Raw genomic sequence first — 16,206 nt, 5'->3', positions numbered from 1 at the left:
ACGGTGGCGAAGGCTGCGTCGGTGCCGCAGCGACCAGGCGGTGTAGGCAACTCCGATGGTCAGGTCGCCTGCGCGCAGGCGCGCAGGACAGGCGGCCCTCGCTCGCCCTGGCGGCTTCAAGCGTGCGCGCAGACTGCGCAGAAAAGCGTGACCCGATACCTCTTCCCGGCTGCAGACCCATGCATTTCGGCTCGCATGCGTGCCAGGTCCTGGCACGCGCCGCATCGGCGCTATGCCAAGCTAGACCGCACGCAAATGCCGCAGGCAACGCGGGGCCAGCCAGTCGGCAAGCTGCGCGTGCATCGTGCCAGGGGTCAGGCACAGCGACCGGCGCACCCGTTGGATGGCGTCCTGCTCGCTGAGTTGCGGATGCGCGTTGAAGGCCTCGCATACGGCGCGCACCGTTTGCTCCGGAATCCCCTCGAATTGGTGATAGCCCAGCTGGCCGCGTCGATGCTCCTGACGCCAGTAGTCCAGCTCGTCCTGTACATCGGCCTGACGATAGACGGTCACTGCTTGCATGGGGCACCGCGCTCGGTCGCTTTTTCGCGAGTGTCGACCCACCGGAAGAACGACGCCGTGAGCGCGATGTGCACGCGCTCTGCACATTCGGCACGTAGGCTGTTAGCACCGCTCCGATATCGGGTTGCCCTGCGATATCGCGCCGCTGGCCCGACGCCTGGCCAACGACATCGTGGTTGCAACGCAGCAGTACAGCGAGCTGGTCCGCTGCTGCTTGTACAACCGGGTTCAACGAAAAAACCGGACCGAGAACGCGCAAAACCTTGCGCTGTTTGGCGTTTCGACAGTCCCGATACGGTTGCCGAGCCCAACCATGACGCTTGGCACTGGCAAATTGCAGGCCGGCCCTGCGTACTGCGAGCACCGTCCACACGGCGAGCTCGACTAGGGGGTAGAGCGCCGTCCCGATCATCGGCACGATGCGTGCGCATCCATACTTGTGGTGACATGTCAGCGCGCTTTCGCGCGGCCGTCACAATTCTCAACTGAACATGTACTAGTCATTGCGGACAGAAGCGCTCATGGACCGTCTTTCCTGCGCCATCATCGACGACGACGTGGAGTTCTGCGATCAGGTGGTGGAACTGGCCACCGATAGCGGCTTCCGCGCCAAGGGCATCCACACCCTAGGCGAAGCCAGCCGTTGGCTGGACAGCAACTTCCCGGATTTACTGGTGGTGGATGTCGGTCTGCCCGATGGCAGCGGCTTCGACCTGATCGAACGGCTGGACCCGGATCACACCCCGCAGATCGTGGTGGTGTCGGGCGACTATGCCTATGAAACCCAGGGGCGCGCGCAGCAGTTCGGCGTCAGCGAGTTCCTGACCAAGCCCTTCGCACCGGAGCGCCTGGAGCGTGTGCTCGGCGGTCTGCGCGAAGCGCAGCAGGGCAACCTGGGCATCATCGGCAATAGCGACAGCATCGCGCTCCTGCGCAAGGACATCGTCCGCGTGGCGCCAACCGACCTGAATGTGCTGGTGACCGGCGAAACCGGTACCGGCAAGGATCTGGTCGCGCGTGCCATCCATCGGGTGTCCGGCCGTCGCGGCCGTTTCGTGCCGGTCAATTGCGGTGCGATTCCGGAAGAACTGCTGGCCAGCCAGCTGTTCGGCCATGAGCGTGGCAGCTTCACCGGCGCCGATCGCCGGCATGCCGGATTTCTGGAACAGGCAGCCGGCGGCACGCTGTTCCTGGACGAAATCGGCGAAATGCCCAAGCGCCTGCAGGTCTACCTGCTGCGTGCGATCGAGTCGCGCAGCTTCATGCGGGTTGGTGGCAACGAAGAAATCCCGCTGGACGCGCGCGTGGTCGCCGCCACCCATCAGCATGTGCAACGCGAGCAGGCCGTACTGCGCGAGGATCTGTTCTACCGCCTCAACGAGTACCCGATCCAGGTACCGCCGCTGCGCGAACGCCGCGGCGATGCACGCGTGCTGGGCCTGCGCGCCATCGACGAACTCAACGTCAAGTACGGCAAGCGCAAGCTGCCGACCAAATCGCTGCTGCGCTACCTGGCCTATCACGCCTGGCCGGGCAACGTGCGCGAGCTGCGCTCGTTCATCCATTATCTGTATCTGCGTTCGGATGGCGATCTGCTGAGCGCACCGGATGTGGAGCAGACCGTGCCTCATGCCGCCGAAGACGGCTTGCTGATTCCTGCCGGCTGGACCATGCGCCAGGCCGAGGACGCCATGATCGAATCGGCATTGGCACGGACGCGCTTCAACAAGAAGGCGGCCGCGCGCGAGTTGGGCATCAGCGTGCGCACGCTGCACAACAGGCTCAGCGATAAGGATGCGTAGTGGCTGACGCACCGACCGAGCGGCGCGAACTGCTGCATCAGCTGCGCAACCGGCTCAATGTGATGGGCTTTGCGCTGTATGCCCTGCGTGGCGACAGCTCCAAACCCATGGAAACGCTGCGCAATGCGCATCAATCGGCAACGGCTCTGCTCAACCAGCTGGGCGAGCAAGAGCGCGCCTTGGAGCAAGCCATGCACACGCCCGCAGACACCGCGCCAAAGGACGCCATCGGCAGCTGAGGCCAGATGCCGACGGCGGCGTGGTTCGACCACGCCCGGGCGGCTGAGAAGTGGTACCGGTGCCTGCGCAAGGTGGACGCCGAGGCGTCCACCTCGATTCAGTGCTGGATATCGCCGGTGGTGGAACCGGCGCCCGGTCCTGCGCCCAGATCCGCGCCAGTGACACGATCCAGCTCCGGGTTGGACAGCAGCCGCTGCGACATGGCCGCGACGGCCTTGGCCTGCGATGCATCGAGTTTCACCGATGCTGTCCCGTCCCCGCCATCCACGGCTGCCTGTGCATCGCGATCGGCCACCATCTCCCACTGCTCGCCGGTATTCCAGGGGCCGACCGCATCGCCTTCGCCTTGCGACATGTTGTAGTACGTATCGGTGAAGCGCGGGTCGCCCGGCAACTTGCCCGGCGGGAAGTTCGGTTCGATCGCGTACAACGCCTTTTCGAAGGATTTTTGATGCGCCACTTCGCGTGTCATCAAGAAACGCAACGCATCGACGATGCCGGGATCGTTGGTCACCGTGATCAGGCGCTCGTACACGAGCTTGGCGCGCGCTTCGGCGGCGATGTTGGAGCGCATGTCGGCCGTTGGGCAGCCGATCGAATCCACATACGCGGCCGTCCACGGCGCTCCGGAAGAGTTCACCAACGCCGGGCCACCGCCGTAGAGAATCTGCTGAGTGTGGCTGGTGCTGTTCTGGGTCATGCGACGCATGTCCATCGCTTCTTCCATGCCTTCGGACAGTACTGCCTTGGGGCCCTGATTGAGCATGGCGATGATGGAGCCGATGATCTCCAGGTGGCTGAGTTCCTCGGTGGCGATATCGAACAACAGGTCCTTGCGGCCTGGATCGCTTTCACCCAGCGCCTGGGTGAAATAGCGCATGGCGGCGGCGAGTTCGCCCTGCGGCCCACCGAACTGCTCCAGCATCAACGTGGCCAGCTCCGGATTGGGCTCGGCAACGCGCACGGTGTACATCAAACGCTTGTTATGCATGAACATGAAAGTGTTCCTTGGCTGGCGCCCGGCAACTACGACGACTCGGTGAGCGTGCAGACACATGGGGGCATTGGCTATGAAGGCCCGCAAGGACTGCGGGCCTGTGCAGGGCGTTGCGCCCTGCGGGATGCATCAGGCCGCCTTGCGGGCCTTGGCGGCTTTCTGGTTGCCGCCCTGTTCGGCGAGCAAGGTCAGCTTTTCGTCGGTGGCTTTCTCTTCTTCCAGCGTGGCCAGCAGCAGCGGCAGCGCATCGGCATAGCCCAGCTGCTTGGCCATGGCGGCGATGGTGCCGTAGGAGGCGATTTCGTAGTGCTCCACCTTTTGTGCGCCGCCGATCAGCGCCGCATCGCGCACCGGGCCGGCCTCGATCTCGTCGATGACTTCGCGGCTTTCTTCCACCAGGCCTTCCATCGCCGCACACTTGATGCGTTTGAGCTTGATGCCGAGCAGCTCCACCACCTGGTCGATGCGTTCGATCTGGCCCTGGGTCTCTTCCAGATGGGTTTCGAATGCGTCCTTCAACTTCGGCTCGGTGGCGGCGCGGGCCAGGCGCGGCAGCGACTTGGTGAGCTGTTTCTCGGCGCTGTAGATATCCGACAGCTCGTGAATGAATAATTCTTCGACGGTCTTGATCGCCATGGGTGGCTCCTGGAATGGGCAGAGAGGTTGGTGGTAATGGCGCCCCCGCAGGTGCGGGGGCACCGTCTTGCCGATCGCGTTGCAACCAACGCGTACGTAATTGCCGGCGGCACTGCGATGTGGACGCAACTGTCGCGGTCTGCTGCGACGGAGCGGCGCGCCTGCAAGGCGGTGCTGCGTGATCGCCAAGCTAGCGTCGCAGGTGTTAGCGGGATCGGTGCATCGGGTGATCCCGACGCGACAACGGCCTGTGCCGTAGCGCAGCAGCACTCGCGTGTCGTCCAACGAACGCAAGCGGTGACGATTCGATATGCCACCAGGTACGCGCATGCCAACGGCCGCGCAGCTGCATTGCAACGATTGGCTGCATGCCAACGCGCGGATGCGTTACAACACCGCATCACCGGCAGACGCGAGACACTGCATGACACCGTTGGATAAACCGTTACGCCGCGAACTTCATATCGGCGAGCAGGTCTACACGCTGGTCATCGATCCGCATGGCCTGAAACTCGTGGAAAAAGGCAGACGCAAGGGCGTGAGCCTGCGCTGGGACGAGCTGGTCAGCGGCGATGCGGCAGTGGCCCGTGCGCTGCAGGCCTCGCTGGAAGACCGCTATGGGCGCGGCGACTCAGCTGGCCGGGAACAGACGCGCCAGTTCGCGCACGGCCGCTTCGCTGGCGGCGCGGTCGGGCATGGCGTCGGCATTGTCGAAATCGTTGGCGCCTTGCGACTGCACCAGCAATCCATCGCGACGCGGCACCACGTTGAGGTTGTGGCCGCGCCAGACCAGCCCATAGATGACCTCCGGTTGCGGGATCAGGCGTGCGGTCTGCCCGCGCACCGGGATCACGCTCGTATCGCCGAGCAGGGCGCGCGCGCCGTAGCCGGTGGCATTGACCAGGATCTTTTCGTGCAACTGACCGAACTGGCGCGGGTCTTCGAAACTGCGCGTGTACAGTTCGCCGCCGGCCTGCAGGAAGTCCTGCAGCAGCAGGCGCGCGTAGGCGCTGATGTTGAAGGTCAGCTGGCCATAGCGGCGCACGAACGGCACCGGGAACGGATGGCTGCCGGCCGCCAGTGGCTGCGAACGGGGGCCAAGATCGCGCAGCAGCGTGCGTTCCAGCGGTGGGTAGTCCGGTTCGTGCGCTTCGGCCGATGCGATCGGTTGATCGAACGGCAGGTCCGACAACACGTAGCCATCGCGCCATTCGATCGGCTCGCCGGGCAGGCCGAGCAGGGTCTGGTAGCGGCGAAAGGAGATCCGCGCCATCTCTTCCCAGCGCGTCTTGAAATCGGCGTCGGCGTACGCGCTGGTGCACACGCGCGAATCCGGCGACCACACCCCGGTGGCGTAGAACGAGCGCACGTCCGGCAGGCGCTCGCGCGCATAGATGCGCACGCGCAGGCCGGCGCGTTGCGCCACCACCGCCGTGGTCAGGCCGATCGCGCCGCAGCCGATCACCGCCAGCTCGCGGGCGTCGGCATCGGCGGCGCGCACCAGCCGCAGTGCATGTTCTGCGGCGCCCCACGACAGCGACCAGCCGCTGCCGCCGTGCCCGTAGTTGTGCACCACCGTCTTGCGACCGGTGCGTTCGGCCTCGATGCGTGGGCCTTGCGCGCGGAACGGCCGGGTGCAGCCGTCGATGGCGATGATGCGGTCGACCGACGCACGCATCGGTACCAGCGGCGGCGCTGCGGCGAAGCGAGCGGACAACGCATCCGGCGGCGAAGACGCGGGCAAGGCTGTGGACGCTGCGGTGCCGGTCTTGCCGGCGGCGGCCCAGCTGGCGGTCGAAGCAGCCGCGAGCGCAAGCCCGGCGCTGTGCAGGAAATGACGTCGGTGCATGCGATTCCCGGGATGGTGGGTGGATGGCCAGGCCGTCGTCGGGTGACTGCGCGCTCATGGCGGACGCCGATGGTACTGCCATCACTGGCGACATGGTCGCGCTGGCCAGGGACGATGGCCAGCGCGACGCCGCAACCGCAACTGCTGCCAGGTCTGGCCGGGTTCGTCCGCCGAATCCGGCATTTGGGGTCGCGTCGGCGGCCATTCGTCGCCTGGGGCTGTCGTCGCCACGCGTGGCGGCTATGCTCGCTCCCGTCCACCCAACGAGCGCCTTGTCCGTGTCTGCCAGCGTCTTTCTGATCGTGCGTCTCGTGTTCGCCTGGGCTGGCGCATTGGTGGTGGCGGCGATCATGTGGGCGCAGCTGTTCGGCTCGACCGGTGCGTTCTTCGGGCTGGTGTGCATCGTGTTGCTGACGCTGGCCCTGATGAGCGCGATCACCCATGTGCGGCGCGTGCGCCTGATCGCCGGGCGGTTGGATCACGACACCTTGTCTACCCGCCAGCGGCGTCAGATCGAGGTGCCGCTGGAAGCGCGGGCCAGTTTCGCGGTGGTGGAAGAGGCGGTGCGTGCGCTGCCGCGCGTGCAGGACATCGAGTGCGCGCCGGGCAGCCTGCTGATCCGCGCACGGGTGCGTCGCATCGACCCGTACGAAGGCCGCAAGCCCTCGCGCTGGAATCTGTTCGCGCGCTTTGCCATCACCCACAACCAGGTGCTGGCGACGATCACCCCGGGGCAGGGCACCAGCAGCGTCACCGTGTTGTGCGAGCCCGACGCCGGCGCCTGGGTGGATCTGTTCGCGGTCGACGAAGGCAGCAACTACGAGAACGCCGAGGCGATCAACCGCGCAGTGGTACGCCGGGTTGGCGAACAACGCCGCGACGAGCAGGCGGCAGTGGAGCAATCGGTGATGGAGAAGGAGCTGGCGGTGGCGCGGCTGAACCTTCTGCATGCCCAGGTGGAGCCGCATTTCCTCTACAACACGCTGGCCAGCGCGCAGGTGCTGGCGCGGACCGATCCGCCGCGTGCCGACATCATGATCGGGCACCTGATCCAGTACCTGCGCCGCTCGCTGCCCAGCGCCGACGATGCCACCTCCACCCTGGGCGAGGAACTCGAACGCACCCAGGCCTACCTGGAGATCCTGCGCATCCGCATGGGCGCGCGGTTGGCGCTGCAGGTGGAAGTGCCCTACGAACTGCGCAGCCTGACCCTGCCGTCGATGATGCTGCAGACCCTGGTGGAAAACGCCATCAAGCACGGACTGGAACCCAAGCCCGGCGGCGGCACCGTGTGGATCCTGGCACGCCGTCTCGACGATCAGGCCACGCTCACCGTGGCCGATGACGGCCAGGGCTTCAACACGCACAGCCATGGCACCGGCATCGGCCTGAAGAATCTGCGCGAGCGCCTGCAGCTGATCTACGCCGGCCAGGCGAGCTTTGCCATCGTCTCCAATTTCCCCAGCGGCGTGGCGGCCACTATCACCCTGCCGCTGCCGGCGCCGCTTGCCAACCAGCTGCGGCAACCGCCGCCGTTGCCCGAGGCTGCGGTTTCCATCGCAAAGGGGCAGGCATGAGCGCGCTGCGTGCGGTGATCGCCGAAGACGAGGCGCTGCTGCGGCAGTCGTTGCTGGCGCTGCTGGCCGAGGTCTGCCCGCAGCTGCAGGTGGTGGGCGAGTGCGAAGACGGCGCCGGCGCGCTGGAGGCCATCGCCAGCCAGCAGCCGGATGTGGTGTTCCTGGATATCCGCATGCCCGGGCTGACCGGCATCGAGGTGGCGCGCGCGATGCGCGAGGTCAGTCCGCGTACCCAGGTGGTGTTCGTCACCGCCTACGACCAGTACGCCATCGATGCCTTCGAACACGGCGCGGTGGACTATCTGCTCAAACCGATCAGCCGGCAGCGCCTGCAGGCCACCTGGCAGCGCGTGCAGCAACGCGCCGCCGCCGGCCAGCCCGATGGCGGCCTGCTGGAGGCCTTGCTGCAGCGCCTGTCGGCACGCCCGGCCGCCGCCAATGCGCCGGCGCCGCTGGCCTGGCTGACCGCCAGCAGCGGCCGCGAGACGCGCCTGATCGCACTGGACGAGGTGGCGTATTTCCAGGCCGATCAGAAATACACCACGGTGATGACCGCCGCCGGCGAAGCGGTGCTGCGCACCCCGCTGCGCGAGTTGCTCGACGCGCTCGACCCGCAGGTGTTCAAGCAGGTCCACCGCTCGACCATCGTCAACATGAAGGCGGTGGCCTCGGTGGTCCGCGACGACACCGGCAAGGGCCGGCTGCACCTGCGTGGCCGCAGCGAGACGCTCACCGTCAGCCAGCCCTTCATGAGCCTGTTCCGCGGCATGTAATCCCCCGTTCGCATCGACTGAAAGGACTGCCCACATGCGCCTGCTCGCCTCCCTGGTCTATTGCCTGCTGGCCCTGGCCGGCTGCCACGAACGCACCGGTACCACTTCGATCACCCGCGCCATCAGCGATGGGCGCGATGTGATCTTCAGCAAGACCTTGGTCACCGACACCGAGACCAACGTGCATTGCCTGGCCAGCAGCAGCGGCCAGTGCCACTACCTGGTGTACGAAGAGCAATGCCCCGCTGCTGCTGTCGGCAGCAGGGCGCCGGCGGCGGGCTGCGCACGCCGCACGCTGGACCAGTTCGCGCTGCTGCCGGGCCAGATCCGCGCCCTGCGCGGCATGACCAAGGCCGCGCACACCTGCGTGGATGCCACCGCCCCCGGCGCCGACTGCCACGGTTAGGACGTGCCCATCGTGCGGCGACAGGCGACAGGCGACAGGCGACAGGCGACAGGCGACAGGCAACAGGCAACAGGCAACAGGCAACAGTGCTTGCACCTGCAGTTGCCGCGATCGTGGGAAGCTGCCACGTCCGGCTGATGCTGCCTGCTTGCGCAGATGCGCATGCTGCCGCCTGCGCGCAAGCCCGGGCCACCGAGGCAATCGACGTCCGCGCTGTACAGATACGGGCTGAATACGCACTGACGGCAAGCGGCCGCTTCTGCGATGATTGCCGGCTTGTGCCGGTTCACGGCGCCATCACTGTCAGGCTTCTTCATGTCCGAACATTCGTTGCGCCGCGACGTCGGCCCCTTTGCGCTCATGCTCACCGGCCTGGGCTCGATCATCGGTTCTGGCTGGCTGTTCGGCGCCTGGCGCGCCGCCGGGCTGGCCGGTCCGGGCGCCATCTGGGCCTGGGTGCTGGGTGCGGCGATCATCACCACCATCGCGCTGTCCTATGCCGAACTGGGCGCCATGTTTCCCGAATCCGGCGGCATGGTGCGCTACAGCCATTACTCGCATGGCTCGCTGGTGGGCTTCATCGCCGGCTGGGCCAACTGGATCGCCATCGTCTCGGTCATCCCGGTCGAAGCCGAGGCCTCGGTGCAGTACATGGCCTCCTGGCCCTGGGCCTGGGCGCAAGGGCTGTACGTGCAGGCGCCTGGCGGGGCTGGCGAACTGTCGGTGCCGGGCCTGCTGATTTCGGCGGTGCTGGTGTTGGTTTACTTCTTCCTGAACTTCTGGAGCGTCAAGCTGTTTGCGCGCTCCAATACCTTGATCACCGTGTTCAAGCTGGTGGTGCCGGCCGCCACCGGCGTGGCCTTGATCGCCAGCGGCTTCCATAGCGAAAACTTCAGCGTCGGCATCCACGGCGATGCGCATGTGATCGACCTGGCCGCGGTGCTCACCGCGGTGGCCACCGCCGGCATCGTCTTCAGCTTCAATGGCTTCCAGAGCCCGGTGAACCTGGCCGGCGAGGCGCGCAATCCCGGGCGCAGCATCCCGTTCGCGGTGCTGGGCTCGATCGCGCTGGCCACGCTGGTCTACGTGATCCTGCAGGTGGCCTACATCGGCGCGGTGCCGCCGGACCTGCTGGCCAAGGCCGGCTGGCACGGCATCGACTTCCGCTCGCCGTTCGCCGAGCTGGCCATCATCGTCAACCTGCATTGGCTGGCGATGCTGCTGTACATCGATGCGTTCGTCAGCCCCAGCGGCACCGGCATCACCTATACCGCCACCACCGCGCGTATGGTCTACGGCATGGAGAAGAACGGCACCATGCCGGCCGTGCTGGGCAAGCTGCACCCGGTCTGGGGCGTGCCGCGCATGGCGATGTTCTTCAACCTGGCGGTGTCGTTCGTGTTCCTGTTCTTCTTCCGCGGCTGGGGCACGCTGGCGGCGGTAATCTCGGTGGCGACCATCATTTCCTACCTCACCGGCCCGATCAGCGCGATGGCGCTGCGTCGCCACGCACCGGAACTGCACCGCCCGCTACGCATCGCCGCGTTGCCGGTACTGGCCGGCGTGGCCTTCGTGATGGCCACCGAGCTGCTGTACTGGGCGCGCTGGCCGCTGACCGGCGAGATCATCCTACTGATGGTGGTGGCGCTGCCGGTGTACTGCTACTACCAGGCCAAGCAGGGCTGGCCGGATCTGCGCCGCAACCTCAAGGGCGCGGCCTGGATGATGTGCTACCTGCCCACCATCGCATTGGTGTCGTGGGCCGGCAGCACCGACTTCGGCGGCCATGGCTATCTGAGCTACGGCACCGACCTGGTGGTGGTCGCGGCAGTCGGCGCGGTGTTCTACATCTGGGGCGTGCGCAGCGGCTGGCGTACCCCGTCGGTGGAACAGGCGGTGGCGCGGGCTTGAGTGGCTTGCGCAGCTGCGCTTGCAATGCAGACTCTCCGCAAGATTGTCTTGCATTCCATACGTGGCCAGCAGCCCGGCCTTGAGGCGCTGGTCGCGCAATGGATGGACAAAGGCATCAAGTATGTTGGCGTGGTCGGCGTGGATGCCGCCGGCATCGAGGAGCTGATCGATGATGTGTGCGTAGGAGATGGATCAACCTCCTACTTCATGCTGACTGCCGCACACGGCCCGGGCGAGACAGTCGAAGATGCGGTTTTCCTGGCAGAGCTATTGTCGGGCGAGTATGAAGGTCCGGTGCGGGTGGTTGAGTTTTAGCCCAGCGCTGGCCAGAAGCCAGGTCAGCGCATCGTGCTGAGCACAGCGAATGCATGCAGTAGCTTGAGGTCATCGACAACCCTGCATGCGATACGCTGCGCCCTTGCGGCAACGGAGTGAGTTCGCTTCGCGGCAGGTGATGAAATGCCAAATGCTGGCTTTGAACACACGAACGGCCGGTGCGTGTGCACCGGCCGTTCGTGTATCTGACCCGCTGTTCAACGCACATCCCGCCTGACTGCAGGCCTTGGGCGTGGTGCGTCGTCTACCCCGCGTTGGCCACCAGCCGCGGCGCGCCATCGAAGCGGTCCAGGTCGCGCAGTAATTCCGTATAGCGACGCAGCCGGCCCATCTCGCGCATGTTGACGATGTCCTCGTGGCGCAGTTCGCGCTTGGAGGTCACCTCCTGCTTGTAGCGCAGCACCTCCGGGTAGCGCCGCGTCATGTCCAGGGCGTCAGCAACGCACTCGACCGAGTCGGCATCCGGCGCGACGCGTGCGCGGCTGTTGAAGGCGCGCAGCCAGCGCTCGAAGCCTGCGCTGTGATCGAACAGGTCGGCGATGTACCACATGATGAACAGGATCGAGGCCCAGGAGGTGAAGATGATCACCACGCGACTGAAGGTCAGGTGGTAATCGTTCTGCCATAGCTGATGGGTGATGACACCCAGCAGGACCAGCGAGATCGCCTGCCAGCCGATGATCGAGGCGATCACCCACTGCTTCTTGGCCACCTTGAGCAGATCGAGCTCTGCATCGAGCTGCTCATCGGTCTTGTCGCGCCAGAAGGCGACCTGCTCGTCGAAGGAGCGCCGATGGAGTGCGTTGTCCTGCAATAGCAGGCCCAAACCCTGGAACAAAGCGATCATGACAAGCTCCTGACGGATGGCTGGTACGAGCGGCTTGCTGCACCGGTGGTGGCTGGTGCCCTGGAGCGACCGACGCGCCGTCGTACGATGCGGGGCGGATGTTGGACGACCCTAGTTCTAGCACTTTCGCTGTGCATGGCAATGCCTGGAGCGAACCGATGGCCGCGCAATCCTGCGCAGCCGCGCACAAAACGCTGAATTCAGGCGGTTTGGCGGCCATGGCGCACAACCGGACCAGCCGTGCGCGGGCGATCTTGTTGCACTGCACACCGAGCCACGCGGCAGGCGCGCCATCTCGGCCGCGCCTGCCAGGCGCGATCGGCCGCCACATCCATGGGGTTGGATCATCGGCGGGCCGGTATCATCGCCGCATGTCTTCCGTTTTACGCACGCTCACTGCCCCCGCCGCCGAACAGATCCGCCGCTGGGTGCTGGGCGCGTTTCCGCGTGGCCAGAGCAGCATCGAATACGACCAGCCGCTGGGCGACCCCGGCCTCTTCGGGCCCGACAGCGTCACCTGGCGCGTGCATTCGGAGTTTCCGGGCATGTTGTCCGGTGGGCTATGTGCCTTGATGTTGCAACTGCTGCACCCGCGCGCGCTGGCCGGTGTCTACGACCACTCCAACTTCCGCTCCGACCTGATCGGGCGGCTGCGCCGTACCACCAACTTCGTGGCCGGCACCACCTACGCGCCGCAGGCCGAGGCCGAACAGCTCATCGCGCGCGTGCGGCGCATCCATGCGCAGATCCGCGGCCACACCGCCGACGGCGTGCCTTACGAGGCCAACGACCCTGCGCTGCTGACCTGGGTGCATGTGACCGAGGCCTACGGGTTCCTGCAGGGCTGCCGTCGCTATTGCCGCGACGTGCCGGTGGCCATTGCCGACCGCTACTACGATGAGGCACGGCGCGTGGCCGAAGCGCTGGGCGCCAGCGAGGTGCCTGCCAGCGAGGCTCAGGTGGAGGCCTACTTCGCCTCGGTGCGCGGCGAACTGCGCATGGACGCGCGTTCGCGCGAGGTACTCGACATCCTGACCAGCATCCGGTTGCCGGTGCCGGCGGCCGGATTGTCGCGCGGCGTCTTCCTCGGCGCCGGCACCGCATTGCTACCCGCCTGGGCCAGCGACATGCTCGGCCGCACCACGACCCAGCGCGCACAGGCGCGCGCGTCGGCGCGCGTGTTGCGCAGCCTGTCGCCGCTGTTCCGCACGGCCTTGCGCGATGGCCTGTCGGCGCGCGCCTGCCGCCGCATGCAGCTGCCCCCGGCTACGTTGCTGGAGTGGCCCGCACCTGCGCGAGTGTGACCGGTCGCGAACGGCCTGCGCGGTCAGCCCCGCAGACCGCGGCGCATCGCTACCAGATCCTGACCCGTTGCTCGGGTGCCAGATAGAGCTGCTGGCCTTGCTTCACATCGAAGGCCGGATACCAGGCGTCCAGGTTGCGCACGGTCTGCGCGCGGAAGCGGCCGGGTGCGTGCACGTCGGTGAGCACGGCGTTGCGCAGCGCCGCATCGCGGTACTTGCCGCGCCAGGCCTGGGCGAATCCCAGGAAAAAGCGCTGATCCGGGCTGAAGCCGTCGATGGTCCGTGGCTGCTTGCCCTGCAGCGACAGCTGGTAGGCGTCGTAGGCGGTGGCCAGGCCGGCGACATCGGCGATGTTTTCGCCCAGGGTCAGCTTGCCGTTGACCGAGAGATCGTCGAATGGCTTGTAGGCGCCGAACTGCGCGGCAAGCGCGTTGCCGGCGGTTTCGAACTTCTTCAGATCCTGTGGCGTCCACCAGTTGTGGAGTTCGCCGTGTTCGTCGAACAGGGCGCCCATGTTGTCGAAGCTGTGGCTGATCTCGTGGCCGATCACCGCGCCGATGGCGCCGTAGTTCACGGCATCGTCGGCCGCCGGGTCGAAGAACGGCGGTTGCAGGATCGCGGCGGGGAAGATCAGGCGATTTTCCAGCGGCACGTTCAGCGCGTTGACCTCCTGCGGCAGCATGTACCACTCGCGGTGATCGACGGCCTTGCCGAGCTTGGCCAGATTGCGGCGGTACTCGAACAGGCCGGCGCGTTCCACGTTGCCCAGCGCATCGTCGCGCCGCACATCGAGGGCGCTGTAGTCGCGCCAGCTGTCCGGGTAGCCCACCGCCACCGTCAATCCGGCGATCTTGGCCTTGGCGTGCTGCTTGGTCTGCGGTGTCATCCACTCCAACGCATCGATGCGCTTGTCGAACGCGGCGATCAGGTTCTTGACCATCTCTTCGGCGCGCGCCTTGGTCTGCGCGCTGACGTATTTCTGCACATAGCGCTTGCCCACCGCTTCGCCCAAGGCGGCGTTGGTGGCGTCGATGCCGCGCTTCCAGCGCTGGCGCTGCTGCGGCGTGCCTTCCAGGGTGCTGCCGTAGAACGCGAAGCGCTCATCGGCGAATGCCTTGGACAGATACGGCGAGGCGCGATCGAGCGCGCGAAAACTCAGGTAATCCTTCCAGGTCTGCAGCGGTTCGGAGTGCACCAGCGCCGACAGCCCGCTGATCGCCTGTGGCTGCCAGACGATGAAATCCTGCTGTGCCTTGAGACCTGCGGCATCGAAGAACACGCCCCAGTCCAGGCCCGGTGCGCGATGGACAAAATCGGCCTGTTTCCAGGCGTTCGCACCGGCCTGGACGTTGTTGGTCTGCTCGGGGCTGGCATGCACGCGCGCCATCGCCGTTTCAAGCGCCAGGATGCGCTCGGCCCTGGCCTGTGCATCGTCGATGCCGGCCAGCTCCAGCAACTTGACGATATGCGCGCGGTAGGCCTCGCGCAGCTGCGCCATGCGCCCGCCGTCCAGGTAGAAGCTGCGCTCGGGCATGCCCAGGCCGCCCTGCACCAGATACGGCACGTAGCGGCCGGGGTGGTGCAGATCCTGCGAGACCCACAGGCCGAACAGACGGTCGGTATGGAAATTGGTCGCGTTGAGCAGATCCACGTCGGCGCGCAATTGCCCGCCCAGGGTCCGCGCCAGCGCCTGCTTGTCGTCCAGTTGCGCAATCGCCTCCAGCTCCGGTTGTACCGGATGCACGCCCTTGGCCTCGATGCTGGCCTCGTCCATGTAGGCGGCGTAGTAATCACCGATCTGCTTGTCTTCGCCGGTGACGCGGTCGTTGGCGGCGGCGCCTTCGATGATGTCGCGACTGTGGCGTTCGGTGTCGATGGCGATGCCGACGAAGCTGTTGAAACTTGCGCGGTCCTCGGGAATCTGCGTGTGCCTGACCCAGCTCCCATTGGCATGGCCGAAGAAGTCGTCGCCAGCGGCCACGCTGCGGTCCATGCCTGCGGTATCGAACCCGAACTGGCCCAGCTTGGGTGCGCTGGGCGGCGGGGTGGCATGCGTATCGCCGGCGGGCGCGGCGCCCTCGCGGTGGCAGGCTGCAGTGGTCAGGGACGCGGCAGCCATGGCAGCGATCAGGACAGGGCGATGCAAAGAAGCCATGCGGTGCAACTCGAAACCGGAACAAGAACGGCAGTGTAAGTGGCCTGCGCTGCCACGTCCCGATTCGAGGGCAGGTGCCGGTGCGTGATCGCCGGCCATGGACACGCCCGGTTCAGCGCCGCCGCTGGTACCAGAAGCCCAGCGCGTCGCGGGTCTGCAGCATGCGCCGCCCGCGCCACAGAAAGCGCAGCAGCAGGCCCAGGTGTTCGCGCTTGGAAAAACTGCGCAATTTGCGGTCGGAGGTATGCACGGTCTGGCGCAGGATCACGAAGCGTCCGCGGCGCGCCAGCGCGCGACTCAGGGCCACATCCTCGCCAGCGTAATACCGCGTATCGAAGCCGCCCGCGCTGATGAAGGCCACGCGCGTGCAGAACAGAAAACACCCTGGCGCGATGCCGGCAATGCGGAACAGCCAGCCGAAGATGGCCTGGGCAGTGCGTTCGACCCATACCCGCTTGCCATGCAGATGCACCTGCGCGCCTCCGCCCACCGCACCGGCATCCAGTGCCTGCAGCGCTGCGCCAACCACCTGCGGGTTGACCTGGGTGTCGGCATCCAGAAACAGCAGGCGCTCGCCATGTGTGGCCTGCGCGCCTGCGTTGCGGGTGGCGGCGATGTGCCGCAGCTGCACTTCCAGTACCCGTGCACCGTTGGCGCGTGCGATGGCGGCGGTGTCGTCGTCGCAGGCATCGGCCACCACGACCACTTCGTAGTCCAGCTGCATTGCCTGCGCGCAGGCATGCAGGCAGTGCAAGGTTTCGCCGATCAGTGCGGCCTCGTTGTGGGCGGGGATCACGAAGGACAGCATGGGTGCGGCCCGTGCAAAGACGGCGGTCAGTGTGCGGGCAGCG

The 16,206-nt window shown here is 66.3% G+C and carries 15 protein-coding genes and 1 pseudogene; 9 read left to right on the top strand and 7 right to left on the bottom strand.

Annotated elements, in window-relative coordinates; all coding sequences use genetic code 11:
• Nucleotides 1-240 precede the first annotated feature (240 nt).
• The gene (locus XcodCFBP4690_RS14865; protein WP_104541984.1) at nt 241-522 is read right to left on the bottom strand and encodes a hypothetical protein; all 282 of its coding nucleotides are present in this window, start codon (nt 520-522) and stop codon (nt 241-243) included.
• 521 nt (nt 523-1,043) lie between these two features.
• Here XcodCFBP4690_RS14865 and XcodCFBP4690_RS14855 point away from each other — a divergent pair.
• Nucleotides 1,044-2,324, top strand: coding sequence for a sigma-54-dependent transcriptional regulator (locus tag XcodCFBP4690_RS14855; protein WP_146091912.1), 1,281 nt, complete (start codon nt 1,044-1,046; stop codon nt 2,322-2,324).
• Nucleotides 2,324-2,563 (top strand): hypothetical protein, encoded by a 240-nt coding sequence (locus XcodCFBP4690_RS14850; RefSeq protein ID WP_104541978.1) that lies wholly within the window; start codon nt 2,324-2,326, stop codon nt 2,561-2,563. The genes XcodCFBP4690_RS14855 and XcodCFBP4690_RS14850 overlap by 1 nt, the downstream gene beginning before the upstream one ends.
• A 98-nt stretch (nt 2,564-2,661) precedes the next feature.
• Here XcodCFBP4690_RS14850 and XcodCFBP4690_RS14845 read toward each other — a convergent pair whose 3' ends face one another.
• Both XcodCFBP4690_RS14845 and XcodCFBP4690_RS14840 read right to left on the bottom strand, forming a co-directional pair.
• On the bottom strand, nt 2,662-3,561 hold the full coding sequence (locus XcodCFBP4690_RS14845; RefSeq protein WP_104541976.1) for a manganese catalase family protein: 900 nt from the start codon (nt 3,559-3,561) through the stop codon (nt 2,662-2,664).
• 129 nt (nt 3,562-3,690) lie between these two features.
• On the bottom strand, nt 3,691-4,197 hold the full coding sequence (locus XcodCFBP4690_RS14840; RefSeq protein WP_104541974.1) for a YciE/YciF ferroxidase family protein: 507 nt from the start codon (nt 4,195-4,197) through the stop codon (nt 3,691-3,693).
• 424 nt (nt 4,198-4,621) lie between these two features.
• Here XcodCFBP4690_RS14840 and XcodCFBP4690_RS14835 point away from each other — a divergent pair.
• Nucleotides 4,622-4,813 (top strand): annotated as a pseudogene (locus tag XcodCFBP4690_RS14835) (hypothetical protein); the annotation flags it as partial.
• A gap of 15 nt (nt 4,814-4,828) precedes the next feature.
• On the opposite strand, the gene XcodCFBP4690_RS14830 reads toward XcodCFBP4690_RS14835, so the two are convergent.
• Nucleotides 4,829-6,046, bottom strand: coding sequence for an FAD-dependent oxidoreductase (locus XcodCFBP4690_RS14830; RefSeq protein ID WP_104541972.1), 1,218 nt, complete (start codon nt 6,044-6,046; stop codon nt 4,829-4,831).
• 278 nt (nt 6,047-6,324) lie between these two features.
• Between XcodCFBP4690_RS14830 and XcodCFBP4690_RS14825 the strand changes: the two genes are divergently transcribed.
• From XcodCFBP4690_RS14825 to XcodCFBP4690_RS14800, 5 genes are all read left to right on the top strand, one after another.
• Nucleotides 6,325-7,623, top strand: coding sequence for a sensor histidine kinase (locus XcodCFBP4690_RS14825; protein WP_104542092.1), 1,299 nt, complete (start codon nt 6,325-6,327; stop codon nt 7,621-7,623).
• The gene (locus tag XcodCFBP4690_RS14820) at nt 7,620-8,396 is read left to right on the top strand and encodes a LytR/AlgR family response regulator transcription factor (RefSeq protein ID WP_104541970.1); all 777 of its coding nucleotides are present in this window, start codon (nt 7,620-7,622) and stop codon (nt 8,394-8,396) included. Before XcodCFBP4690_RS14825 ends, XcodCFBP4690_RS14820 begins: the two co-directional genes overlap by 4 nt.
• Before the next feature lie 34 nt (nt 8,397-8,430).
• The gene (locus XcodCFBP4690_RS14815; protein WP_104541968.1) at nt 8,431-8,802 is read left to right on the top strand and encodes a hypothetical protein; all 372 of its coding nucleotides are present in this window, start codon (nt 8,431-8,433) and stop codon (nt 8,800-8,802) included.
• Between the two features lie 315 nt (nt 8,803-9,117).
• On the top strand, nt 9,118-10,713 hold the full coding sequence (locus tag XcodCFBP4690_RS14805; protein ID WP_104541964.1) for an APC family permease: 1,596 nt from the start codon (nt 9,118-9,120) through the stop codon (nt 10,711-10,713).
• Between the two features lie 24 nt (nt 10,714-10,737).
• Nucleotides 10,738-11,028, top strand: a complete 291-nt coding sequence (locus tag XcodCFBP4690_RS14800) for a hypothetical protein (RefSeq protein WP_104541962.1) — start codon at nt 10,738-10,740, stop codon at nt 11,026-11,028.
• A gap of 265 nt (nt 11,029-11,293) precedes the next feature.
• Here XcodCFBP4690_RS14800 and XcodCFBP4690_RS14795 read toward each other — a convergent pair whose 3' ends face one another.
• Nucleotides 11,294-11,896, bottom strand: coding sequence for a hypothetical protein (locus tag XcodCFBP4690_RS14795; protein WP_244183669.1), 603 nt, complete (start codon nt 11,894-11,896; stop codon nt 11,294-11,296).
• Nucleotides 11,897-12,267: 371 nt separating this feature from the next.
• Between XcodCFBP4690_RS14795 and XcodCFBP4690_RS14790 the strand changes: the two genes are divergently transcribed.
• Complete coding sequence (locus XcodCFBP4690_RS14790; protein ID WP_104541958.1) at nt 12,268-13,200, top strand: oxygenase MpaB family protein; 933 nt, start codon at nt 12,268-12,270, stop codon at nt 13,198-13,200.
• 49 nt (nt 13,201-13,249) lie between these two features.
• Here XcodCFBP4690_RS14790 and XcodCFBP4690_RS14785 read toward each other — a convergent pair whose 3' ends face one another.
• Together XcodCFBP4690_RS14785 and XcodCFBP4690_RS14780 are read right to left on the bottom strand one after the other, a co-directional pair.
• Nucleotides 13,250-15,319 (bottom strand): M13 family metallopeptidase, encoded by a 2,070-nt coding sequence (locus XcodCFBP4690_RS14785; protein WP_146091911.1) that lies wholly within the window; start codon nt 15,317-15,319, stop codon nt 13,250-13,252.
• Between the two features lie 148 nt (nt 15,320-15,467).
• Nucleotides 15,468-16,163, bottom strand: a complete 696-nt coding sequence (locus XcodCFBP4690_RS14780) for a glycosyltransferase (RefSeq protein ID WP_104541954.1) — start codon at nt 16,161-16,163, stop codon at nt 15,468-15,470.
• Nucleotides 16,164-16,206 lie beyond the last annotated feature (43 nt).

The sequence above is a fragment of the Xanthomonas codiaei genome (assembly GCF_002939785.1).
GTDB lineage: Bacteria > Pseudomonadota > Gammaproteobacteria > Xanthomonadales > Xanthomonadaceae > Xanthomonas > Xanthomonas codiaei.
Note: the sequence above shows the minus strand (reverse complement) of the source record. Positions and strands in the feature narration are given on the sequence as shown.